Below are 21,634 nucleotides of genomic sequence, written 5' to 3'. Positions count from 1 at the left end.
AGTCGTTCAAGTGCTCCACCCAAATTGTCTGCCATCGATTTAGAGCAACTCGATCCGAAACAGCTTTTCGCGCGAAGTTGCGCCGCGCAACAATTCGATGCTCGTCGACGCGATGGCCAGCGGCTTTGCAAGCAGCGCAATCACCGCCGCATTGGCCGCCCCGTCCTGCGGCTTGGCGCGGACTTTGGCGAGCAGGCGACCATCGGCGATCTCCAGCGCCTCGCTCCGCGCGCCCGGTGTGACCCGCACGGCGAGCCGCCCACGATCATCCGCCAAAGCCCGCAGTGCTTCGGCGGGCAGGGAGTCAGCCTTCGGCCTGGCCACGGATTTGGGCCAAATGCGTCGCCGCCAGCCTGCAATAGCGTTCGGTCTGGAAGCGGATCTTCGCGATCTGTGCTGCGTCTTGCGTCCGGTAATATTTCGCCGGGCGGCCAATCCAGATTTCGCCAGGGCCGATCTGCTTGCCGGGGCTGAGCAAGGCCCCCGCGCCCAGCATTCCGCCCTCGGCAATCCGCGCTCCGTCCATCGCAACAGCGCCCATGCCAACGAAAGCGCGGTCGGCGAGCTGGCAGCCATGCACCACGGCCATATGGCCGATCACGCAGTCCTCTCCCACAATGGTCGGCTCGCCATCGGTGTCGGGGCGCGGGCCTTCGACGTGGAAGACGCTGCCGTCCTGCACATTGCTGCGCGCGCCCACCGCAATCCGGTGGATATCGCCGCGCAGCACGCAATTGTACCACACGCTCGCTTCCGGCCCGATGGTGACATCGCCAATGATCCGCGCGCCCGGGGCGATAAAGGCGCTCTCGGCGATCTGTGGCACCTTGCCGTCAAACGCCATAATCGTCGCGCCGGGATAGCGCGCTTGCAGGGTGGCGATGTCGCTCACAAGAAGTTCTCCCAAGCGAGATAGGGCAGGATCGAGGCGTAATCGTCGGTCCAGACAGGACCTTCGGGCTCGGCGAGTTCGCGCCAGCCTCCTTCGGCTTCCAGCGGAGCCAGACGCGCCGGATCGCGGGCCATCACCACCCAGTTGGAAGCGAACAGCTCGCGCTCTCGATCCATCCCGTCGGCGAGCAGGCGCACGGTAAGCCCGCGGCTTTCCGCCAGCCGCGCGATCACCGGCTCCAACCGGATGTAATTGTTGGAGATATGCATGACCAGCAACCCGTCCTCGCTCATGGCGCGGAGATAGATATCGAGCGCCTCGGCAGTGAGCAGGTGCAACGGGATGGCGTCCGAACTGAAGGCGTCAATCACCAGAATATCAAAGCGGCCCGCATCCATCGCCTCCAACTCGATCCGCGCATCGCCGATGATTGTCGGGCTGCCGGGTGCGCAGCGGGAAAGATAGGTGAACTGCCCGCGCTCCGAATAGGCAAGCACTTCGGGATCGATCTCGAAGAAAGTCCAGTCCTGCTGCGGCTGTCTGTAGCAAGCGAGCGTCCCCACGCCGAGGCCGACCACACCGACCCGCGCTTGCGACCCGAACATGGCTTCGGCTTGCAGCAAAGCGCGCCCTACGCCCGATGTGCGCCCGTAATAGGCAGTAGGCTCTCTCGCCGCCCCCTCGCCCGCGCGCTGCACACCGTGGATTGTCGTGCCGTGCATCAATTTGCGATCACCATCGGCATCGTCGCGGATCGAGTAAATGCCGAAATAGCTCCGTTCGCGCGCGCCCTCCATGCTGGTTTGCAAATTGGCGACGCCACCCAAAGCCAGCAGCAGCGCCGCCGTGCCCGCGACGAAAGACCAGCGCTTCGCCGCGAAAATCACCGAGACGAGCAGAACGCCGAGCAAGGCCGCCCATTGCGCCCCCGTCAGCACGGCATCGTTCAGGGCCGACTGGTAAATCTGGAACGCGAAGTTGAACACGAGCAGCACGCCGCCGCCGAGCACGATCAGCGCAAGGCGCGGATTGCCGAAGCGGCTGCCGATCCAGCGTTCCCACGGGCCGAGAGGCAGCAAAGCAGCCGCCGCCAGCACGAGCAGCGGATGCTCCCACGTCCAGTCGAACAGCACCGGCGCGATCAGAGCGGTAAACACACCACCGAGCGCGCCGCCCGCCGACATCACCAGATAGAAGCGGGTCAACTCGCGCGCGGGCGGGCGGTTCTCGTACAGCCGGGCGTGCAAGGCCACAGCGGTGACGAACAGCAGCATGATGCTCGCCGCCGCTGCCAGGAGATTGGCGCGGCCCGCGGTGAACATCGCCACCGATCCGTCGACGAGCAGCACGACCGGCGCGATCAGCACGAAGAACCCCGCAATATGCCGCTTCTCGGCAAAGGCGATGGAGAAGCTGAGGAGGTAAAGCCCGAGCGGGATCACCCAAAGCAGCGGCATCGCCATAATGTCGGTGGTGAGGAAGGTCGTGGTCGAGAGCATGAGGCCCGACGGGACGGCGGACAGCGCGAGCCACAAAAGCACGGTCTTCCAGCCGCTTCGCTCCCCCGAACCCTGCTCTTCTTCTTGCCCTTCCGGCTCAGGCGTATGTTCCGCCAATGCGCCGCGCCTTGCCCAAACGCTCGACACCACGAAGGCGATGAGCAGCGCATAGCCGATCGCCCAATACAGGCTCTGCTGCCCGATGCTCAGCAGCGGCTCGGCCAGTAGCGGATAGGCGAGCAGGCCGGCGAAGCTGCCAAGATTGGACGCGGCGTAAAGCGGATAGGGATTGCCCGCCGCCGGATGCGCGGCAAACCATCGCTGGATCAGCGGCGCCTGCGCGGAGACAGCGAAAAAGGCCGGCCCCACGGTGAGCAGAAACATATAGGGCACCCACAGCGCTTCCCAGCCGGGTGTCGGGGCGCCGATATCGGCGAGCGCCAGCGGCAAGGTCAGCCCGCCCAGCAGCAGCACGCCGATATGGATCATCCCTTGCGTCTTCAGCGTGAAGCGGCCGATCCAGTGGGCATAGGCATAGCCGCCCAGCAGCAGCGCCTGATACACCAGCATCGCGCTGTTCCAAACATTGGGCGCGCCGCCCAGCCTGGGCAGCGCCATGCGCGCCACCATTGGCTGCACCAGAAACAGCAGGAAACTGCCCGCCAGAATGGTCAGTGTGAACAGCCAGCGGCGCGCGGTGGCGGAGCCCGCTCCGGTCTCAGTCATGCGCGGCACGCTCCCATTGCGCGGCGGTGATGGCGTAAATGATGGTGGGGTTCAGCTCTTCGCCGAACCGTTCATCGACATAATCCAGATCTGCGCGGCGGTGCATTCCAAGGCGCTCCATCAGGCCCCAGCTAGGGGAATTGCCGTCCACCGTCAGGGCGACAACTTCCTTTGCCGCGAAACCGGTGAAGGCAAGGTGAAGGGCGGCGCTTGCCGCTTCCTTGGCATAGCCATGGCCCCATGCGTCCTCGCGCAGGCGCCAGCCGATTTCCATCGCGCCGGTAACGCTGCTGCCCGGTGCATCGGCGCGTTTGAGGCCGCACATCCCCAGCATCTCGCCTGCAAGATGGCCGCCATCGTCGCGCCGCTCGACCACCCAGAAGCAAAACCCGTTCGCGGCCTGACATTTCTCGACCCGCGCAATTTGCGCCTGTAGGGCGTCCTCGCCCATCTGCCCGCCGAGCCAGCGCATGACAGTGGGCGTGTTGGTGACGCGGAACTGTTCGTCCCAATCGGCTTGGCCCTCGGCGCCCTCACGCCAGTCGCGCAGCACCAGCCGCGGCGTTTCATGCCGGAATGATGTCACCCCTCAAGCTCCCAGCAATCTCGCGGCCACCGGCGCGTGGTAGGTGAGCACACCCGAACATCCGGCGCGTTTGAACGCGACCAGCTTTTCCATCAGCAGCGCATCGCGGTCGCCAGCGCCCACGGCTGCGCCCGCTTCGATCAGCGCATATTCGCCGCTCACCTGATAGGCATAGACGGGCACGCTGAATTGCTGCTTCACCCGCCAGATAATGTCGAGATAGGCGAGGCCGGGCTTCACCATCACGCTGTCTGCCCCTTCGGCAATGTCGAGTGCGACTTCGGCCAGCGCTTCGTCGCCATTGGCGGGATCCATCTGGTAGGTCTTTTTGTCGCCCTTCAGCAGCCCGCCGCTGCCCACCGCGTCGCGGAAGGGGCCGTAAAAGGCGGACGCATATTTGGCGGCATAGGCCATGATCTGCACATTGTGGTGCCCGCCCATTTCCAGCGCCATGCGGATCGCGTGGACGCGGCCGTCCATCATGTCCGACGGGGCGATGATATCCGCCCCCGCCTGCGCCTGGTTGAGCGCCTGATCGACCAGCACGGCGACAGTATCGTCGTTCACCACATAACCCGCGCCGTTTACCAGCCCGTCCTGCCCGTGTGTGGTGTAGGGATCGAGTGCGACATCGGTCAGCACGCCTATGTCCTCGCCGCAGGCATCCTTCACGGCCTTGATCGCGCGGCACATCAGATTGTCGGGATTGAGCGCCTCGCCCCCGTCATCGCTGCGCTTGTCTGCCTGCGTGTTTGGAAACAGCGCGATGCAGGGAATCCCGAGCGCGACGGCTTCCTTGGCACGTCTGGCGATATTGTCAACAGACCAGCGCGAGACGCCGGGAAGGCTGCCGACGGGATCTTCCACGCCTGTACCTTCGGTGACAAAGAGCGGCCAGATCAGGTCGCTTGGCGTCAGCACAGTCTCGCGCACCAAGGCGCGGCTCCAGCCGGTCGCGCGGGTGCGGCGCAGGCGGGTGTTGGGGTAGCTTCGGTTCATGGGCGCACGTCCTGCCGCAAAAGGCGTTTACGGGCAATGCGGGCGGCGAATTTTCGAACCGTTCAGTCGATGGAGCGGCGGTTTTCGATCCGGTCGATCTCGCGGCGCGGTTCCTCGCGCATGGCGGGATCGGGTGCCAAGTTTGCCAGCGCAGCACCGGGCTCGACCCGTTGCAAGCGCACCAGCCGCTCGCGGAAATTGGCCATTTCGGTGGGCGAGAGCACCGCGCGGGTGACAAATTGCACGCTCAGCGGGTCAATCGCCTGCCCGTTGCGGTACATTTCATAGTGGAGATGCGGGCCGGTCGAGAGTCCGGTCGATCCGACATAGCCGATCACCTGACCGCGCGCGACGCTTTGCCCGTTGCTCACCGCAATCCGGCTCATATGCGCGTAGCCTGTCGAAAGCCCGCCCGCGTGGCGCAGTCGTACGAAATTGCCGTAGCCGCCATTGCGCCCGGCAAAATACACCGTCCCGTCGCTCACCGCATAGATCGGCGTGCCGTGCGCGGCGCGGAAATCGACGCCCGAATGCATCCGTCGATAACCAAGGATCGGGTGGCGACGCATCCCGTAACGCGAGGATATCGCGCCCGGCACCGGGCGGATCAGCCCTTCGCGCATCGTGCCTTCGCCCGCCGCGTCATAAAACCGGCCTTCGCGCCCGAAGCGCATCAGCTGCAAGCGCGGGCGGTCGTTGCGGATGATCGCGGCGTAAAGCAGATCGCCGACTTCGATTTCGCCCGTCGCGGCGCGGCGGTAATCGATAATCATATCGAATTCGTCGGTCGCGCTGACATCGGCGTCCAGATTCAGCTCTTGCGAAATGGTGCGCAGATATTCCTGCACCGCGCTGGGCGGCGCGCCCACGGCGCGGGCCGAACGGTAGAGGCTGCTGCCCACCGTGCCGCGCACCCGCAAAGGTGTCGCATCGACCATGATCGGGCGCGGATCGAGCACGAGCTGGCCGTTGCGCCGCTCCACCACCAGTTGCAGATCGAAGCGCGCGCGGAAAGACAGCGCGTCGAGCGGGCGCGGCGCATCATTGCCCGTGCGGCGACCGAGCGTGATATCGACCTGCGTGCCCGGATCGATTTCGCTGAGCGTCACCGCGCTGGCAATCATGCGCGCAACCTGCGCTGCCTCAGCCTCGCCCACGCCGGCGCGGCGCAGCATCCGGTCGAAGCTGTCGCCTTGCGTCAGCGTTGCCACCAAATCGAGCCGCGGGCGTTCGGGCGCGCTGGCCAGTTCCTCGACCGCGAAGGTTGCGCCCATGCGCTTGCCGCTATCCGCGCCAAGCGCGAGCGGCATGATCATCTGGCTGCGAAACTCGTCGCGCACCGCATCGTCGATTCGCATCGAAGGTGCGGCGGAAACGGGGGAAAAGCCGGGCCACGCAGCGATCGCAACGGCAGACAGCGCGACCACGCTTGCCGCACCGCGCAGCCAGCGCTTGGAGCCGATATTGCGCGAGAGGTCTGGCGTCCAGTCACGAGCGCGCATGCGTGACAGCAACGGCGAAGAGCGGGCAATCCGGCGACGGAAGCCGCTCCGCACGCGCGCGTCATCGGCAGACGCTGCATCGCGCTGCGCATCATCATGCCAGGATTGTGCGTTTCCGGTGAACACTCACGCTCTCCAAACGGCCTTGCGCGCGCCATAGGCTCGGGAAATTCGCGCGACCAGTGCGGGCTTGGTATTTGCGCGTATTCCTACGGGGATAAAGTGAATTTCACCCTAACGTCGATGAGCGGAGTCGCACGCGCGACCAAATGAGGCGCTGCTTGCACACCTTCGGCACAGTCGCCATGACGGTGGAACTGTGCCCCATTCTTCCTCCGCCAGCCCCGTGCGCGCCGTGCTCGGCCCGACCAATACCGGCAAGACGCATCTGGCGATCGAGCGGATGTGCGGGCATTCTTCAGGCGCCATCGGCTTTCCGCTGCGGCTGCTGGCGCGGGAAGTCTATGACAAGGTGTGCCGGATCAAGGGCGAGGCGTCCTGCGCGCTGATCACCGGCGAAGAACGGATCGAACCGCCGAATGCACGCTATTTCCTCTGTACCGCCGAAGCGATGCCGCGTGATGGCGGAGGGCACGCTTTCGTGGCGCTCGATGAGGCGCAATTGGGCGCTGACCGTGAGCGCGGGCATATCTTCACCGACCGGCTGCTTCATGCGCGGGGGCGACAAGAGACAATGCTCCTCGGCTCGGCCACGCTCGAACCGATTGTCCGCGCCATGCTGCCCAAGGCCAGCATAGAGGAACGCCCGCGCTTCTCGACGCTGACCCATGCCGGTGCCGCCAAGCTGTCACGCCTGCCCCCGCGCAGCGCGATTGTCGCCTTCTCGGTCGAGCAAGTCTACCAGGTCGCCGAATTGCTGCGCCGGTTCAGAGGCGGGGCGGTGGTGGTGATGGGTGCGCTCAGCCCGCAGACGCGCAACCGCCAGGTCGAGCTCTTCCAGTCGGGCGAAGTCGATTACATCGTTGCCACCGACGCCATCGGCATGGGGCTCAATCTCGACGTGCATCATGTTGCCTTCGCCTCGCTGAGCAAATTCGACGGGGTGCGCCAGCGGCGGCTGACACCTGCCGAGATGGCGCAGATCGCGGGGAGAGCTGGGCGCCACCAAACCGATGGCAGTTTCGGCGTCCTTTCAGGGGGCAGCGGACGCGGTTCGGCGCCGCTCGAATTCAGCGAAGAAGAAATCTACGCGATCGAGAATCACCGCTTCGCGCCGCTCACCAAACTCTACTGGCGCAATCCCGAACCGCGTTTCGACAGTCTGGCGCGGTTGATCGAGGATCTCGGGATGCGCCCCGAACGCGAGCAGCTGGCCGCCGCGCCCGAAGCGATCGATCTTGCGGTGCTCAAACGGCTCGCCGAGCAGGATGACGTCATTGCTGGCGTCACGACACCTGCCATGGTGCGCCGCTTCTGGGAGGCGTGCCAGCTCCCCGATTTCCGCCAGCTGGGGCCGGAGGCGCATTCGCGCTTCGTCGCGCGCCTGTGGGCCGATCTGCGCCACGGCCATATCGGAGCGGATTATGTCGCGGCGCGGGTGAGCGAACTCGGCAATACCAGCGGCGAAATCGACACGCTGCAAGGCCGCCTCGCCGCGATCCGCAGCTGGGCCTATATCTGCCAACGTCCCGATTGGGTGTTGGCACGCGACGAAATGGCTGCAAGAGCGCGCGCGGCGGAAGCGAAACTGTCGGATGCGCTGCACGGCAAGCTGACCGAACGTTTCGTCAATCGCCGGACTGCGGTATTGATGCGCGGTATGGGAAAGGATGCAGGACTGTTGCGGGTAAATCTCGAAGATGATGGACGGGTGACGGTGGAAGGGCAGGCGATCGGCCATCTCGAAGGCTTCCGCTTTGTCGTCGATCCCGATGCCGGACAGGAAGACCGCAAGCTGATGCTGGCCGCGGCGGAAAAGCACATGGCCGCGCTGCTCGCGCAGAAGGCCGAGCAATTGGTGACTTCCGAACTCGGCGCGCTGGAAATCGCCGATGGCGCGATCCGCCGCGATGGCCAGGCGGTGGCTATGCTGGAGAAGGGCAAAACCGCCGCTTCCCCGCGCATCGTGATGAGCAAGGAACTGCGCCAGCTCGATCCGTCCAACGCCAAGCGTTTGGGCGAAGCGCTGCAAGTCTGGCTCGACGGGCAACTCGAACCGCTTGCGCCTTTGAAGGTGCTGGAGCAAGGCGCGGAAGACCCCGATGCGGGCAGCGAAGTGCGCGCTTTGCTGCTGACGCTGATCGACCGCAACGGCACGGTGCGGCGCGAGGATGCAGGGCTGAAACACGTCGCCAAGGAACAGCGGCCCCTGCTGCGCAAATTGGGCGTGGTAATCGGCTCGACCGATGTCTACGTCCCCGCCCTGCTCAAACCTGCGCCGCGCAAGCTGCTCAAGGCACTGGGTGCCGATACGCGCGATCTCAACGAGAACATGGCGCCGGTGATCGAAGGCGCAAAGCACGTGCCGGCGGGTTACCGGCGCGCGGGCAAGCAGGCGATCCGCATCGATATGGCGGAAAAACTGTTCCGCGCCGCCCATGAACAGCGCGCCAAGGCGGCGAAAGTGGCAGGCAGCAAAGGCTTTCCGGTCGACATCGCGCTCGCCACCAGTATGGGGCTTTCGCTCGAGAACTTCCGTAGTCTGATGAAGGATGCGGGCTTCCGGCAAGGGCAGGAAGTCACGCTTCCCGAAGGTCAATACGGCCCGCCTCCACCCGTGCCATGGAGCTGGCGTCCGCCGCGCAAGGACACCGCGCCGCAACGGCCTCCGCGCGGCCCGCGCAACGACGGCAAGGGTAAGGGCCCGCCAAAGGGCAAGCGCGACGGGCGTGGCCCCAAACCCGAACGCCGCGAGCAGCGTCCTCCCGCCAACCAGCCTGCGACCGGCAAAGCGCTGGCGGGGCTGGCCGATCTCTTCAAAGGCTGAATGCGGCTCGACCTGCTGCTCTGCCGCTTGCGCTTCGCCAAGAGCCGGAGCGTGGCGCAAAGCTGGATCAGCGAAGGCCATATCCGCTGCAATGGCGAACGGGTGGTGGCGGCTTCGCGCGCGGTGGGCGTTGGTGACGTCCTCACCTTGCCCGTCGGCCTGCGCATCGCGGTGATCGCGATCGACAGCCTGCCCGAACGGCGCGGCCCGCCGGCCGAGGCGCGCAGCCATTACCGGCAATTGAATGCGGGCGATCACACTGGCGCTTGACGCTTTGCGGGCAATCGCCATAGGACAGCGCCAAGCAAACGAAAGGGAATGCTGCTGCCATGACTTACGTCGTCACCGACGCCTGCATCAAATGCAAATATACCGACTGCGTCGAAGTGTGCCCGGTCGATTGTTTCTATGAAGGCGAGAATATGCTCGTCATCAACCCGTCCGAATGCATCGATTGCGGCGTGTGCGAGCCCGAATGCCCCGCCGAAGCAATCCTGCCCGATACCGAGGACGGCCTGGAAAAGTGGCTGGAGCTGAACACCAAATTCTCCGCTGAATGGCCCAACATCACCGAGAAGAAAGACCCGCCTGCCGACGCGGACGATTTCAAGGGCCAGGAAGGCAAGTTCGAGGAATTCTTCTCAGAAGCACCCGGCGAGGGCGACTGAGACAAGCGCGTTCCTTTGCGCAAAAGGGTGGCGATTCACCACCCACTGGAATTTCTGTCCCGAATCTGTTATATAATGTGCAACTGGCGCAGGGTTTCGCGTGCCAGGCGGATTAGGAAGGCAGGTCCCCGCTACTTCTCGACAATGCGCATTGTGGCTGACCAGATTCAGCGCATGAGGCCTTTTGTCGTTGAAACAATGCGGGTTTGCCAGTGAAAGGAATGCATATGGCCGCAGATGCGACCGCTTTTGAAGTCGGCGATTACGTCGTTTATCCCAAGCACGGCGTGGGCCGCGTGATCGAGCTGCAGAACGAAGAAATCGCCGGAATGCAGCTGGAACTTTACGTCCTCCGTTTCGAAAAGGAGCGCATGACGCTCCGCGTACCGACCAACAAGGTCGAAAGCATCGGGATGCGCAAGCTCTCCAGCGACAAGACGCTGAAGGAGGCGATGGAAACGCTCAAGGGCAAGCCCAAGGTCAAGCGCACCATGTGGAGCCGCCGCGCGCAGGAATATGAAGCGAAGATCAATTCGGGTGAGATCGTACTGATCGCCGAAGTGACGCGCGACCTGTTCCGCCCCGAAGACCAGCCCGAGCAGAGCTATTCCGAGCGGCAGATTTTCGAAGCCGCTTCCAGCCGCCTCGCGCGCGAACTGGCAGCGATGGAAAAGACCGACGAGCCGACCGCGCTCGCCAAGATTCTTGACGTGCTGAAAGAACACGCGCCGCAATATTACGAAAGCGCCGAAGAGGCCTGATCGTAACGCAAAGAAGACAAGGGGCCGTTCGCAGCAATGCGGGCGGCCCTTTTTGTTGCGCTGTGTTTGCGAGAGACTGCATTCATTGTTTTGACACCCGGCAGGGTGCATAGTGCGGGCGACGAGATTTTTCGTCGGCCTGACGATTGAGGCCCGCCATGCGTGCATCCCGGATTGCCTTACCGCTCATTTCCGTGCTTGCGCTCAGCGGGTGCGTAGCCAGCACGCTGGTGGAGGTTGCCACCGCCCCGGTGCGCGCCGCAGGGCAAGTGGCCGACTGGGCTACCACCAGCCAGGACGAGATGGACCGCGAACGCGGGCGCGAGCTCCGCCGCCGCGAAGAACGTCTGGGCGAATTGCAGCGCGAATATCAGGATGCGCAGGAAGACTGCCTTGACGGGAACGACAGGCGCTGTCGCGAAGCGGTTGAAATCCGCGCCGAGATGGACGCGCTGATCCCGACCATCCCGCTCGAACCCGCGCCCGAAGACGATTAGGCCGCAGCGCGCCGCAAACGGTCGTTGATGGCGCGGCCTTCGGCGGTATCGGGAATGGGGGCCACTGCGATGCGCGGTTGATCGGCAAGGGCCGCTTCATGGAGGCAGCTATAAAGCCGCGCCGCCGCCTGTTCGAGCGACCCGGTGCCCGATAAATTGCAATCGCCCGCCACAGCGCCAAAACCGATCATGAATTCATCGGCCTCCGCTACGGCCGCATTCAGCCGCACGGGCTTTCCCGGCGCATAGTGGCTGGCAAGCTGGCCGGGGGCTTCGATCTTGCCCCCGCTTTGTGCGGGGGACTCGAAGAGCGAGATCGGGCCGGGGCGCAGCTCCTCCAGCGTACCGTCAGTGCGCACCGCAATGATCGTCGACTCGACGCCTTTGGCGCAGACGCCGCCGTCGAGAACAAGGTCGATCCGGCCGTCGATCGAGGCGAGTACGTGGGCAGGGCTGGTCGGACTGATAAAGCCGCTACGATTGGCCGAGGGTGCCGCGAGCGGGAAATCCAGCTGGGCCAGCAAGGCGCGCATCACCGGATGGTCTGGCGCGCGCAGGGCGATGGTGGACAATCCCGCGCTCACGGCGGGAGCCAGCTGAGCGTCCTCGCATCGGGGCAGGACCAGCGTGAGCGGGCCGGGCCAATGGCGTGCGGCCAAATCCACCGCCTCGGCCGAAAAGTCTGCAAACCGCCGCGCCTGTTCCAGATCGTGCACATGGACGATCAGCGGATTGAACGAAGGCCGCCCTTTCGCCGCATAAATCTTCGCCACCGCGTCCGCACTGTCCGCCCGCGCTGCCAGTCCGTATACCGTTTCGGTCGGCACGGCGACCAGTCCGCCATCGCGCAGCACCTGCGCGGAGCGGGCAATGCCATCGGCATCGGCCGGGATTACGGGAGTCTTGTTGCTCATCGCTTGCGCCTATAGGGACAGTGGCGATGGAAGACCAAGCCCAACTGCTTGCCCGCATCGCTGCCGCGCTTGAACGTCTCGCGCCTGCTTGTGTGCAGGATGTCGATTGGCAGAGCGCGCCCGCCTATGTCTGGGGCAACGGTGGCGTGCGGGCTGTCGTGGCAATCGATGCGCCCGCGCTCGGCTTGCTGCGCGGCATTGACGGGCAAAAGGCGGCGGTAACGGGCAATATCAACCGGCTCGCGGCAGGCCATGCGGCGCATGATATGCTGCTGTGGGGCGCGCGCGGCATGGGCAAATCGGCGCTGGTGCGCGCGGCTATCGCGCAGGCACAGGCCGACAGCGGCAGCATTGCGCTGGTGCAAGTCGCCACCGATGCGCTCGGCACGCTCCCGCTGCTGTTTGCCACACTGGGAGCGGTTGAGCGCAATTTCTGCGTATTTATCGATGATCTGGGCTTTGCCGGGGGCGATGATGCGAGCCCGCGCCATTTGCGCAGCTGGCTTGATGGCGGCGTTGAGGCGCGGCCTGTCAATGTGCGGCTTGCGGTCACTACGAACCGCCGCGCGATTGTTCCGCGCCATGCGGTCGAGCAGGAAGATCCCGTCAATCCGCGCGATGCCGCGGACGATAGTCTGGCCCTGGCTGACCGTTTCGGGCTCTCGCTGGGCTTCCACAATGCGAGCCAGGACGAGTATCTCGCCATCATCGAGGGCTACGCCGCGAGCTTTGGTTTGTCCTATGACCCTGACGATGCGCTCGAATGGGCCAAGCGTCGCGGCGCGCGGTCGGGCCGGATCGCGTGGCACTTTGTGACCGAACTGGCGGGGCGCGCAGGCAAGCGGCTCTAGTTGCGCCCCGCTAGCCGCGAATCACATAATGTCTTCGGGTCGCACCGCGCCTTCTTCGAAGGCTTCCTGCAAGCGGCGGCGCGGATCGCCTTCCAATTGACGGACAGGCGGCAGGCGTTCGCCGCTATTGCGCTCGATCGCTGCGGCCGGTGCGGCATCGGGCGCGATCACCCGCCAGATAATACCCGCCGTATCGTCGCTCACCAGCAGTGCGCCGGTGCGATCCCATTCGACCCAGGTCGGGCGGCCATAGGTATCGCCGTCGCCGGTGAGGAAGCTTTCGAGCACGCGGATCGGGAGGCCGGTAGGGTTGCCGCGCGCGTCAAAGCGGACGAACACCACATCATAGCCATCGGCGGGAGAGCGGTTCCACGAACCATGCCGTGCAATAAAGGCGCCCGGCCCGAAAGCCTCTCCCATGCGGCTGCCTTCCTCGGTGAACACCATGCCCAAAGCCGCCGCGTGCGCGCCGAGCGCGTAGACCGGCTTGCGGGTATATTCGGTGAGGAATTGCGGCATCGGGGCTTCAACCCGCTCGTCAAACACATTCTTGTAATAGACCCACGGCCAGCCGTAATGCGCGCCGATGGGCACGTTGGTCATGTAATCGGGCACCAGATCGCTGCCGAGCATGTCGCGTTCGTTCACCGTCGTCCAAAGCTCGCCCGACCACGGGCTGAACGCCATGCCGTTGGGATTGCGCAGGCCCTGACCCCACAGCCGCGCTTCGCCCGATTCGAGATCGAGCTGGTGGATCGCGGCGCGCATATCCTCGATCTCCATCCCGCCCTCGCCGATATTCGAGGCCGAGCCGACCGCGATGTAGAGATAGCGGCCATCGGGCGAGAGAATGATGTTGCGCATCCAGTGGTTGCCCGCGGCCGGCAGCGGGGTGAGCTGTTCGGGCTCTCCCGTCACTGCATTGCTGCCGAGCGTGTAATCGAAAACCAGCACTTCGTCGTGATTGGCGATGTAGAGTTTGTCTTCGGCCCAGGCGATGCCCGAGGGCGAATCGAGATCATCTTCGCGGATGGTGATTTGCTGCTCGGCCACGCCGTCCTCATTCGCATCGCGCAGCAGCACCAGCTGGTTCGCCGATTCGCCGCCCGCGCCCGCCTTGCCGAACAGCCATCCGGCGACGAGGTTTTCCAGCCAGCCGCCCGCCAGCTCGCGCTCGGGCGCTTTGGTCAGCGTCACCAGCACATCGCCATTGGGCAGCGTATAGACCACGCGCGGATTATCGAGACCTTCGGCAAAGCGGTTCACCGCCAGCCCTTCGCCAGCCGTCGGCGCGGCGCCTTCCGGCCAACCCACCGGTTCGGCAATGCCGATCGTCGGGAACAGCTGCGGATCGGGCTCTGCCAGCACCGGATCGGTGCCGCTCGTCTCGTCCAGCGTATATTGCGCGGGATCGGGCCGCGTGAGCCACCAGATGGCAATCGCAGCGAGCACAGCCAAGACGAGAAGGGCGATAAGGATCTTTTTGAGAATGTGCATAGACACCAAGATAAGCGCCGCTTTCCCTTGCGGCAATCGTTTCAGCAACTAGATGCCGTGCCATGTTCGATTTTGCCCCCGCCGATGGCGCCACCAAGCCGGAAATCTACGCCGCTCTGATCGAAGCCGCCGATGCGGTGACGCGCGGCGAAAGCGACAGCGTTGCCAATATGGCCAATGTCGCCGCTTTGCTGGGCGAATTTCTCGCCGACACCAATTGGGTGGGGTTTTACCGCATGGTGGATGGCGGGCTGGTGCTCGGCCCCTTTGTCGGACGGCCCGCCTGCATCCGCATTCCCGTGGGCGTTGGCGTGTGCGGCGCGGCGGCGATGGGCGAAACGCAGCTGGTGGAAGATGTCCACGCCTTCCCCGGCCATATCGCCTGCGATGCCCGCAGCCGGTCGGAGCTGGTCGTGCCGGTCATCCGCGATGGCGCGGTGATTGCGGTGATCGATTGCGACAGCCCCAGCCTCGCCCGCTTCGATGCCGAGGATCAGGCGGGTCTCGAGGTGCTCGCCGCTCTCCTTGCGGACCGGATCTAGCCTCACGAACAGGCGTTTCCCCGCCCATATTTGCCCCGTAACGGGACAGGCGCGGTCTGCCCCTTGGTTTTCTGCGGCTTTCGTAGGTAAATATCGGGTTAACCGGGCAAATCGCCCGGCACCTGATGAGGGAAACACCTGCGATGCCAATCCGCCCCGCCCTTCTGCTTGCCGGCGCTGCCGTGCTCGCCGTGTCCTCGCCCGCTTTGGCGCAGGATGATCGCTATGCCAGCATTCATGCAGACCACCACCCCGAAGCCGGTGAAAGCTATGACGGCTATTACGACGGGAGCTGGGAAGGCGAATGGGATAGCGAGAACACGTGGCACGGCGAATGGACGGGCACCTACACCGATGCCGACGGTCGCACGGTCGATGCCAATTATCACGGCGTTTTCCACGGCGAACACCGTTTTGTGAGCGAAGACGGACACGTCCTTTCGCATGACGGGCGCGGCTGGCACGAATCGCACGGTGGGGGCCATCACGGGGATCACCATTCGGGCCGATCGGGGCCGCGCTTCGCGTATACCGAGGAAGAGCGCAACCAGTGGCTTTCCGACTGCCAGTTCCTGATGGCAGACGCGGGCGGATATGACGATGATGACGATGTCGACGAGGTATTTCTCGGCGGTCTCATCGGTGCTGTTGGTGGCGGCATTCTGGGCAACCGGATCGCCGATGAAGACCGGCTGCTCGGCACGGTTGTCGGCGCGGGACTGGGCGGGCTTGCCGGTGCGGCCATCGGTTCGATCCTCGATAGCGACGGCGACGGCGATTACAGCCGCAACGAAATCTATGCCGCGCGCTATTGCGAGGCCTATCTGCGTCGCCACGAGTTGGGCGGCGGCGAATGGGCCTATGGCCAGCAGGTCATGCTCGTGCCGGTCGCGACCCGGCGCAGCCGCAGCAGCGGTTGCAGCAGCTGCGGGACAACGACCATCGTGACCGAGGAAGAATGGGTCGAGGTTGAAGAACACGCCCACCGCCCGCGCCGCCGTGCGCGCCACGTCACGCGCCGTGCAGAGCCTGCACCGGCACCGGTGCAACGGGGCAAGCGCCTTCGCGCCGACTGACACGACCAAGAGCTCAGCCCACAACTGGGGGGAACTTGCGCCGCGCAACTTTTGTTGGGCGGCGCAATTCTCATGTGCGGATCAGATGCCGCCGCCGGTAAGCCTCTGACAAATCAGGTCTAACTGGTCGAGCGTGCGGAATTTCACCGTCACCGAGCCGGATCGCGGATCATCATCGGTGACGATTTTCACCGGCAGACCGAGAAACTCTTCGAGATGGTTTTCGACCGCCGCAATATCGGCATCCTGCGTGGCGTCGCGCGGTGGGCGCGCCTGGCGACGGGTCGGAGCCTCGCCACCCGTACGAGCCTTGCGCGCCAGCTTCTCGACCTCGCGCACCGAAAGCCCCTTGGCCACCGCTTCAGCCGCCAAAGCCTCGGCATTGTCGAGCCCGATCAGCGCGCGGCCATGACCCATATCAAGCCGCCCAGCCTCAAGATGATCGAGCACCGCCGCCGGCAAAGCGAGCAGGCGCTGGAGATTGGCGACGTGGCTGCGCGATTTCTCCACCAGCGTGGCGATCTCGGCCTGCGTCATCCCCTCCAGCTCGGCGAGCCGCTGGTAAGCGCGCGCTTCCTCGATGGGATTGAGGTCTTCACGCTGGATATTCTCGATCAGCGCCAGCGCCATGACGTCGCGCTCTTCAAGATCGCGGATTATCGCTGGAATTTCATGCAGTTGCGCCTTTTGCGAGGCGCGCCAGCGGCGCTCACCCGCAACGAGCTGGTACTTGCCGCGCGGCAAAGGGCGCACAATAACCGGCTGGATCACACCGCGACTGGCAATCGACGCGGCCAGCTCTGCCAGCGCTTCCTCATCAAAATAGCGGCGCGGCTGATCGGGGTGCGGTTCGATATCGGCGATAGCGATCATCGCCAGCCCGTCCGACACCGCAACATTGCTCTCGCCCGAAGCTCCGGGCGCCGCGACCAACGGCTCCTCGCGCCGTGCTTCACCGAGAAGCGCGCCTAGCCCCTTGCCGAGTTTGCGCTTGTGCAGAGCGGGCTTGGCTGGGGCGGTGGAGGTATCGTTCTCGCTCATGCTGCTACTTTCTGTTTCGGCAGGCGGCCGATCAGTTCGCGCGCCAGATCCATATAGGCCTTACTGCCCGTACAGGCATGATCATAGACCAGCGCGGGCAGACCATGGCTCGGCGCTTCAGAGAGGCGCACATTGCGCGGGATCACCGCTTCGAACACCAGATTGCCCAGACATTCACGAACGTCATCCGCCACCTGATCGGTCAGGCGGTTGCGCCGGTCAAACATGGTGAGCGCGATGCCGATAATGCCGAGATCGGGATTGAAGCGCTGCTGGACCTGCTCGACCGTCTGCAAGAGCTGGCTGAGCCCTTCGAGCGCAAAAAACTCGCATTGCAGCGGAACCAGCAGGGTATCTGCCGCGCACAGGGCATTGAGGGTCAGCAGACCGAGCGATGGCGGGCAGTCGATGAAGCACACATCATGCGCCGTGTGGTTGGCAAAGGCGCGGCGCAGCCGGTCGGTACGCCCTTCGACTCCCACCAGCTCGATTTCCGCCCCGCTCAGATCGACCGTTGCCGGCACAAGATCGAGTCCCGGGATATTGGTGCGGGTTATGCACTCGGCGAGCGGCGCGCTGTCAACAAGCAAGTCGTAGCTCGACATATCGCGCTGACTGGCGCCCAGCCCGACGCCGGTGGAGGCATTGCCCTGCGGATCGAGATCGACCAGCAATGTGCGCCAGCCGCTCGCCGCCATGGCAGTGGCGATATTGATAGCGGACGTGGTTTTGCCGACTCCGCCCTTCTGGTTGGCAATGGCAATCACGATCATAGCTTTGCTGGCCTCCCCGATCCGATGAGGATTCCCGCTTCGGCATCGGTGGCCGACTGTTCCACGTGAAACATTGCGCGAATCGCTTTTGGCTGCTCAGCCAATTCTTGCGCGCCCGACCGCCCTTTGGGCAACAGCCATGTGGTGGACGGTGTGGAAAAGCGCGCGGATAAGCTGAGCAATTTGGGTAGCGGCGCGAAAGCGCGCGCGGTGATGACTGCTGTGTCACGGCTCTCGACATTCTCCAGCCGGTCACCATGCACGGCGCATCTGGGTAGTCCGAAGGCCTCGACAACCCGCTCCAGCCACTCGATCCGTTTGCGGCGCGATTCGACCAGTCCAATCCGTAAATCGGGCCGCGCAATCGCCAGCACAAGGCCAGGCATTCCCGCGCCGGAGCCGAGATCGAGCCACGGAGAGGCGTCCTTGGGAGCGTGGTCGAGCAGTTGCAGGCTGTCCGCAATATGCCGCTGCCACACTGCATCGAGGCTGGCTGAAGAGACAAGGTTCTGCCGCGCATTCTCTTCCGCCAGCATTCCGATAAAGTTTTCGAGCCGTGCCATGGCGTCCGCATCGCAGCGCGCCGCGCAGAAGGCCCGCGCCTGCTCTTCATTGCCGATCATGCGGAGAGGCTCGTTTGGGCGAGGTGCTGGCGACGTTTGGCGTGGACGAGCAGCGCTGCCAAAGCCGCAGGCGTAATCCCGCGCACGCGTCCCGCAGCGGCGAGATTGGGTGGTTGTGCGGTGGAGAGGCGCTCGACCATCTCGTTCGACAAGCCCGGCACATCGGCAAAGGGGAAGTCTTCGCCCAGCAAAAGCGCCTCGCTGCTTCGCAGATCGCGCAGTTCGGCCTCCTGCCGCGCCAGATAGGGTGCGTAGATCGCATCCTCCGCCAGCTCTGCGGCAAGCTCGCTTCCGGGGTCGCAATCCTCGGGCAGCCATGGCGTCAGCGCGGAAAACGGCACCGCCGGAAAGGTGAGCCATTCGCGCAGAGCTTTGCGCCCCGCATCGCGCTTCACACCAAGGCCCGCTTCGGCAAGCTCGACCGCGCCTAGCTCGCGGTCGAGTGCAGTGTTCCACGTGGAGCGTTGCGTCTCGCGCTGCTCATGCCAGGCAAGCCGCTCCGCACCCACGCAACCGAGATCAATCGCCAGCGGGGTCAGGCGGCTGCTCGCATTGTTCGCACGAAGCCGTAGGCGATATTCGGCGCGCGCCGTAAGCATCCGGTAGGGCTCGCTGACACCGTGGAGGGTGAGGTCGTCGACCATGACCGCCATATAGGAATTGGCGCGGTCAATCGCGGGCGGAGCCTTGCCCAACACCGCACAAGCGGCATTAAGTCCTGCAATGAGGCCCTGCGCCGCCGCCTCCTCATAACCCGTCGTGCCGTTGATCTGCCCCGCGCAATAGAGCCCCGGCATGGCGCGCAGCTGCAAATCGCTGCCGAGCGCGCGCGGGTCGATATGATCGTACTCCACCGCGTAACCCGGCACCTCCATCTTCACCTGCTCCAACCCTTCCATCGCGCGCAGCATGGCGAGCTGCACGTCGACGGGGAGCGAGGTGCTGATGCCGTTCGGATAGACCAGATGCGTGTCGAGTCCCTCCGGCTCCAGAAACACCTGATGCCCGTCACGGTCGGCAAAGCGGTGGATCTTGTCCTCGATAGAAGGGCAATAGCGCGGCCCCGCCGCATCGATCGCGCCGGTGAACAATGGGGAGCGATCGAGATTGGCGGCGATAATGTCATGCGCCTGCGCATTGGTGCGGGTGATCACGCAGAACACCTGCGGGTTGACGCGCCGCGGTGTGAGCGGAGACATCGTCCAGTGGTCGCTATCCGAAGGTTGTTCTTCCAGCCGCGCCCAGTCGATAGTGCGCCCGTCGAGCCGGGGTGGCGTGCCGGTCTTGAGCCGCGCCATCGGTAGCGCCGCGCCGCGCAATTGCTGCGCCAGCTTCTGCGCGGAATTCTCGCCAATGCGCCCGCCCTCGAATCGCTCCTCGCCCCGGAACAGTGTTCCGCCGAGGAAAGTCCCCGTGCACAGAATGACGCGACCTGCATGAAGCACATCGCCGCTTGCCAGCTCGACACCGGCAACGGCATCGCCCTGCATCGCCAGAGCGGCGACCTCGCCCTCGACAATTGTGAGATTGTCCTGCGCCTTGAGCGTCGCCTGCACACTGGCGCGGAATAGCTTGCGGTCGGCCTGGATGCGCGGCCCCTGCACCGCGCTGCCCTTAGACCGGTTGAGCATCCGGTAATGGATAGCGCCGGCATCGGCTGCTCGCCCAAGAAGCCCGTCAAAGGCATCCACCTCGCGCACGAGATGGCCCTTGCCCAGCCCGCCAATCGCAGGATTGCAGCTCATGGCTCCGAGCATCGCGGCATCGAACGTCACCAGAGCCGTGCGCACACCCATGCGCGCCGCCGCTGCCGCAGCCTCGCACCCGGCGTGCCCGCCGCCCACCACAATGACATCGAATGTCGCCATGTAGCGGCAGATAATGCCTGTTGGTCAGAGCGTCAAAACATTGTGCTGATCCAGAGATCGCCTGCAGTGTTCCACGTGGAACAAGACCTACTTTCCGATACAAAACCGCCCGAACAGCGTGTCGAGCACATCCTCGGTCGATGTTCGTCCGGTGAGCGCGTCGAAGGCGGTACGGGTCTGACGCAGGTGCTCGCCGACCAGCAGGGGGTCGGTCTGATGGCCTGCTCCTTCGATTGCCGCCAGCGCCTCGGCCAGCAAAGCGCGCTGCCGCGCATTGAGCGCCGCCTGTCCGGGCTTCGGCATGGCTTCGCGTGCATCGGCAATCAAAGCATCACGAAGTTCGGCGAGGCCCTCTCCCGTAACCGCTGACACGCGATAGTCCGGTCGCTCTTTGTGCAAACGCTCCGCACGATCGCATTGCGCTTCGACTTCCCAAGCACCCTCCGGCCCATCGCCCTCGCCGCCGAGCCAAAGCACGCGGTCCGCCCGCGCAATCTCCACCCCAGCACGCTCTATACCAATTGCCTCGATGCGATCGCCCGTCGTGCCCGCATCGCGCAAACCCGCCATATCGACGAAGGTGAAAGGAATTCCGGCCAGCGCAACCGATTGCGTGAGCACGTCGCGGGTCGTCCCGGCAATGTCCGCGGTGATCGCGGCCTCACTCTCGGTCAAAGCGTTGAAAAGCGTCGACTTCCCCGCATTGGGTGGCCCCGCTAGTGCCACGCGATAACCCTCCTTGAGCGTTTCGGCGCGCGGTGCCTCCAACGCGCTGCGAAGGTCTTCGGCAAGGTGCGCAACGTCTTCGCCGAAGCTCTGCGGCAACCCGCCGACATCGTCCTCGTCGTCGAAGTCGAGCACCGCCTCAACCTGTGCCGACAGTCGCAGCAATTGCTCGCGCCAATGCTCGATCTGGCGGGAAAAGCTGCCGGTCGCCAATTGCACCGCGCTCTGCCGCTGCAACTCGGTTTCCGCTTCGAGAAGATCGCCCAGCCCCTCGGCCTCGGCCAGGTCGATCCGGCCATTGGCAAAGGCGCGCCGGGTGAACTCGCCCGCCTGCGCCGCGCGGCATCCCCCGACCGCGCCAATCGCGCGCTCCACCGCCGCGATAACCGCCTTGCCGCCATGGCAGTGGAATTCCGCCAGATCTTCTCCGGTTACCGAGCGCGGGCCGGGGAAGAACAGCACCAGGCCATCATCGAGCATCGCGCCCGAAGCATCGCGGAAGACCGCCCGCTTTGCATGGCGCGCAGGCGGCACTTCGCCCACAAGTGCGTCAAGCACCGCGCCAACCTGCGGACCCGTCACCCGAATCACGCCAATCCCGGCAGGCGGCTTACCGCTCGAAAGAGCGTAAATCGTATCCATATAT

General features: G+C 64.6%; 21 protein-coding genes. 8 read left to right on the top strand and 13 right to left on the bottom strand.

The annotated features are described in order from the left end of the window. Positions 1-39: 39 nt before the first annotated feature. From ACS0VV_RS14395 to ACS0VV_RS14370, 6 genes are all read right to left on the bottom strand, one after another. Positions 40-324 carry a DUF167 domain-containing protein gene (locus ACS0VV_RS14395; protein WP_483533381.1) on the bottom strand — a complete coding sequence of 95 codons (285 nt, stop codon included), beginning with the start codon at positions 322-324 and terminating at the stop codon, positions 40-42. Further along, on the bottom strand, positions 305-892 hold the full coding sequence (locus ACS0VV_RS14390; protein WP_483533380.1) for a gamma carbonic anhydrase family protein: 588 nt from the start codon (positions 890-892) through the stop codon (positions 305-307). Before ACS0VV_RS14390 ends, ACS0VV_RS14395 begins: the two co-directional genes overlap by 20 nt. Beyond that, a complete protein-coding gene (locus ACS0VV_RS14385; RefSeq protein ID WP_483533379.1) occupies positions 889-3,117 on the bottom strand; it encodes a fused MFS/spermidine synthase in 2,229 nt (742 codons plus the stop codon). Before ACS0VV_RS14385 ends, ACS0VV_RS14390 begins: the two co-directional genes overlap by 4 nt. Beyond that, positions 3,110-3,703: a GNAT family N-acetyltransferase gene (locus tag ACS0VV_RS14380; RefSeq protein WP_483533378.1), complete on the bottom strand. Its 594-nt coding sequence runs from the start codon at positions 3,701-3,703 to the stop codon at positions 3,110-3,112. Before ACS0VV_RS14380 ends, ACS0VV_RS14385 begins: the two co-directional genes overlap by 8 nt. A 3-nt stretch (positions 3,704-3,706) precedes the next feature. After that, the gene (gene hemB, locus ACS0VV_RS14375) at positions 3,707-4,702 is read right to left on the bottom strand and encodes a porphobilinogen synthase (protein WP_483533377.1); all 996 of its coding nucleotides are present in this window, start codon (positions 4,700-4,702) and stop codon (positions 3,707-3,709) included. 62 nt (positions 4,703-4,764) lie between these two features. Then, the gene (locus ACS0VV_RS14370) at positions 4,765-6,330 is read right to left on the bottom strand and encodes a peptidoglycan DD-metalloendopeptidase family protein (protein ID WP_483533376.1); all 1,566 of its coding nucleotides are present in this window, start codon (positions 6,328-6,330) and stop codon (positions 4,765-4,767) included. A gap of 193 nt (positions 6,331-6,523) precedes the next feature. Between ACS0VV_RS14370 and ACS0VV_RS14365 the strand changes: the two genes are divergently transcribed. The 5 genes from ACS0VV_RS14365 to ACS0VV_RS14345 all read left to right on the top strand — a co-directional run bounded on the left by ACS0VV_RS14365 (position 6,524) and on the right by ACS0VV_RS14345 (position 11,077). Beyond that, positions 6,524-9,151 (top strand): helicase-related protein, encoded by a 2,628-nt coding sequence (locus ACS0VV_RS14365; protein WP_483533375.1) that lies wholly within the window; start codon positions 6,524-6,526, stop codon positions 9,149-9,151. After that, positions 9,152-9,421, top strand: a complete 270-nt coding sequence (locus tag ACS0VV_RS14360; RefSeq protein WP_483533374.1) for a S4 domain-containing protein — start codon at positions 9,152-9,154, stop codon at positions 9,419-9,421. Positions 9,422-9,480: 59 nt separating this feature from the next. Further along, complete coding sequence (fdxA, locus tag ACS0VV_RS14355; RefSeq protein WP_483533373.1) at positions 9,481-9,819, top strand: ferredoxin FdxA; 339 nt, start codon at positions 9,481-9,483, stop codon at positions 9,817-9,819. Between the two features lie 227 nt (positions 9,820-10,046). Beyond that, complete coding sequence (locus ACS0VV_RS14350) at positions 10,047-10,580, top strand: CarD family transcriptional regulator (protein ID WP_483533372.1); 534 nt, start codon at positions 10,047-10,049, stop codon at positions 10,578-10,580. A 158-nt stretch (positions 10,581-10,738) separates the two neighbouring features. Then, the gene (locus ACS0VV_RS14345) at positions 10,739-11,077 is read left to right on the top strand and encodes a hypothetical protein (RefSeq protein ID WP_483533371.1); all 339 of its coding nucleotides are present in this window, start codon (positions 10,739-10,741) and stop codon (positions 11,075-11,077) included. Here ACS0VV_RS14345 and ACS0VV_RS14340 read toward each other — a convergent pair. After that, the gene (locus ACS0VV_RS14340) at positions 11,074-11,991 is read right to left on the bottom strand and encodes an L-threonylcarbamoyladenylate synthase (RefSeq protein WP_483533370.1); all 918 of its coding nucleotides are present in this window, start codon (positions 11,989-11,991) and stop codon (positions 11,074-11,076) included. The two genes, ACS0VV_RS14345 and ACS0VV_RS14340, sit on opposite strands and share 4 nt — an antisense overlap. A 26-nt stretch (positions 11,992-12,017) precedes the next feature. On the opposite strand from ACS0VV_RS14340, the gene ACS0VV_RS14335 reads away from it, so the two are divergent. After that, entirely contained in the window at positions 12,018-12,842 is an 825-nt protein-coding gene (locus ACS0VV_RS14335) for a DUF815 domain-containing protein (RefSeq protein WP_483533369.1), read from the top strand. Positions 12,843-12,863: 21 nt separating this feature from the next. Here the strand turns inward: ACS0VV_RS14335 and ACS0VV_RS14330 are convergent, their stop codons facing one another. Next, positions 12,864-14,339, bottom strand: a complete 1,476-nt coding sequence (locus tag ACS0VV_RS14330) for a PQQ-dependent sugar dehydrogenase (RefSeq protein ID WP_483533368.1) — start codon at positions 14,337-14,339, stop codon at positions 12,864-12,866. A 62-nt stretch (positions 14,340-14,401) separates the two neighbouring features. Between ACS0VV_RS14330 and ACS0VV_RS14325 the strand changes: the two genes are divergently transcribed. Continuing rightward, complete coding sequence (locus ACS0VV_RS14325; RefSeq protein ID WP_483533367.1) at positions 14,402-14,881, top strand: GAF domain-containing protein; 480 nt, start codon at positions 14,402-14,404, stop codon at positions 14,879-14,881. Between the two features lie 143 nt (positions 14,882-15,024). Continuing rightward, positions 15,025-15,957: a glycine zipper 2TM domain-containing protein gene (locus ACS0VV_RS14320; RefSeq protein ID WP_483533366.1), complete on the top strand. Its 933-nt coding sequence runs from the start codon at positions 15,025-15,027 to the stop codon at positions 15,955-15,957. Positions 15,958-16,038: 81 nt separating this feature from the next. Here ACS0VV_RS14320 and ACS0VV_RS14315 read toward each other — a convergent pair whose 3' ends face one another. The 5 genes from ACS0VV_RS14315 to mnmE all read right to left on the bottom strand — a co-directional run bounded on the left by ACS0VV_RS14315 (position 16,039) and on the right by mnmE (position 21,630). Next, a complete protein-coding gene (locus ACS0VV_RS14315; RefSeq protein WP_483533365.1) occupies positions 16,039-16,998 on the bottom strand; it encodes a ParB/RepB/Spo0J family partition protein in 960 nt (319 codons plus the stop codon). Continuing rightward, positions 16,995-17,771: a ParA family protein gene (locus ACS0VV_RS14310; protein WP_483533364.1), complete on the bottom strand. Its 777-nt coding sequence runs from the start codon at positions 17,769-17,771 to the stop codon at positions 16,995-16,997. Before ACS0VV_RS14310 ends, ACS0VV_RS14315 begins: the two co-directional genes overlap by 4 nt. Then, positions 17,768-18,394, bottom strand: a complete 627-nt coding sequence (gene rsmG, locus ACS0VV_RS14305; protein WP_483533363.1) for a 16S rRNA (guanine(527)-N(7))-methyltransferase RsmG — start codon at positions 18,392-18,394, stop codon at positions 17,768-17,770. The genes ACS0VV_RS14310 and rsmG overlap by 4 nt, the downstream gene beginning before the upstream one ends. Continuing rightward, positions 18,391-20,262, bottom strand: a complete 1,872-nt coding sequence (gene mnmG / locus ACS0VV_RS14300; protein ID WP_483533362.1) for a tRNA uridine-5-carboxymethylaminomethyl(34) synthesis enzyme MnmG — start codon at positions 20,260-20,262, stop codon at positions 18,391-18,393. Before mnmG ends, rsmG begins: the two co-directional genes overlap by 4 nt. An 87-nt stretch (positions 20,263-20,349) precedes the next feature. After that, positions 20,350-21,630, bottom strand: coding sequence for a tRNA uridine-5-carboxymethylaminomethyl(34) synthesis GTPase MnmE (mnmE, locus tag ACS0VV_RS14295; RefSeq protein ID WP_483533361.1), 1,281 nt, complete (start codon positions 21,628-21,630; stop codon positions 20,350-20,352). Positions 21,631-21,634: the final 4 nt, after the last annotated feature.

This window comes from Aurantiacibacter sp. KMU-128, assembly GCF_056933515.1.
This window is presented reverse-complemented; position numbering and strand designations above follow the sequence as displayed.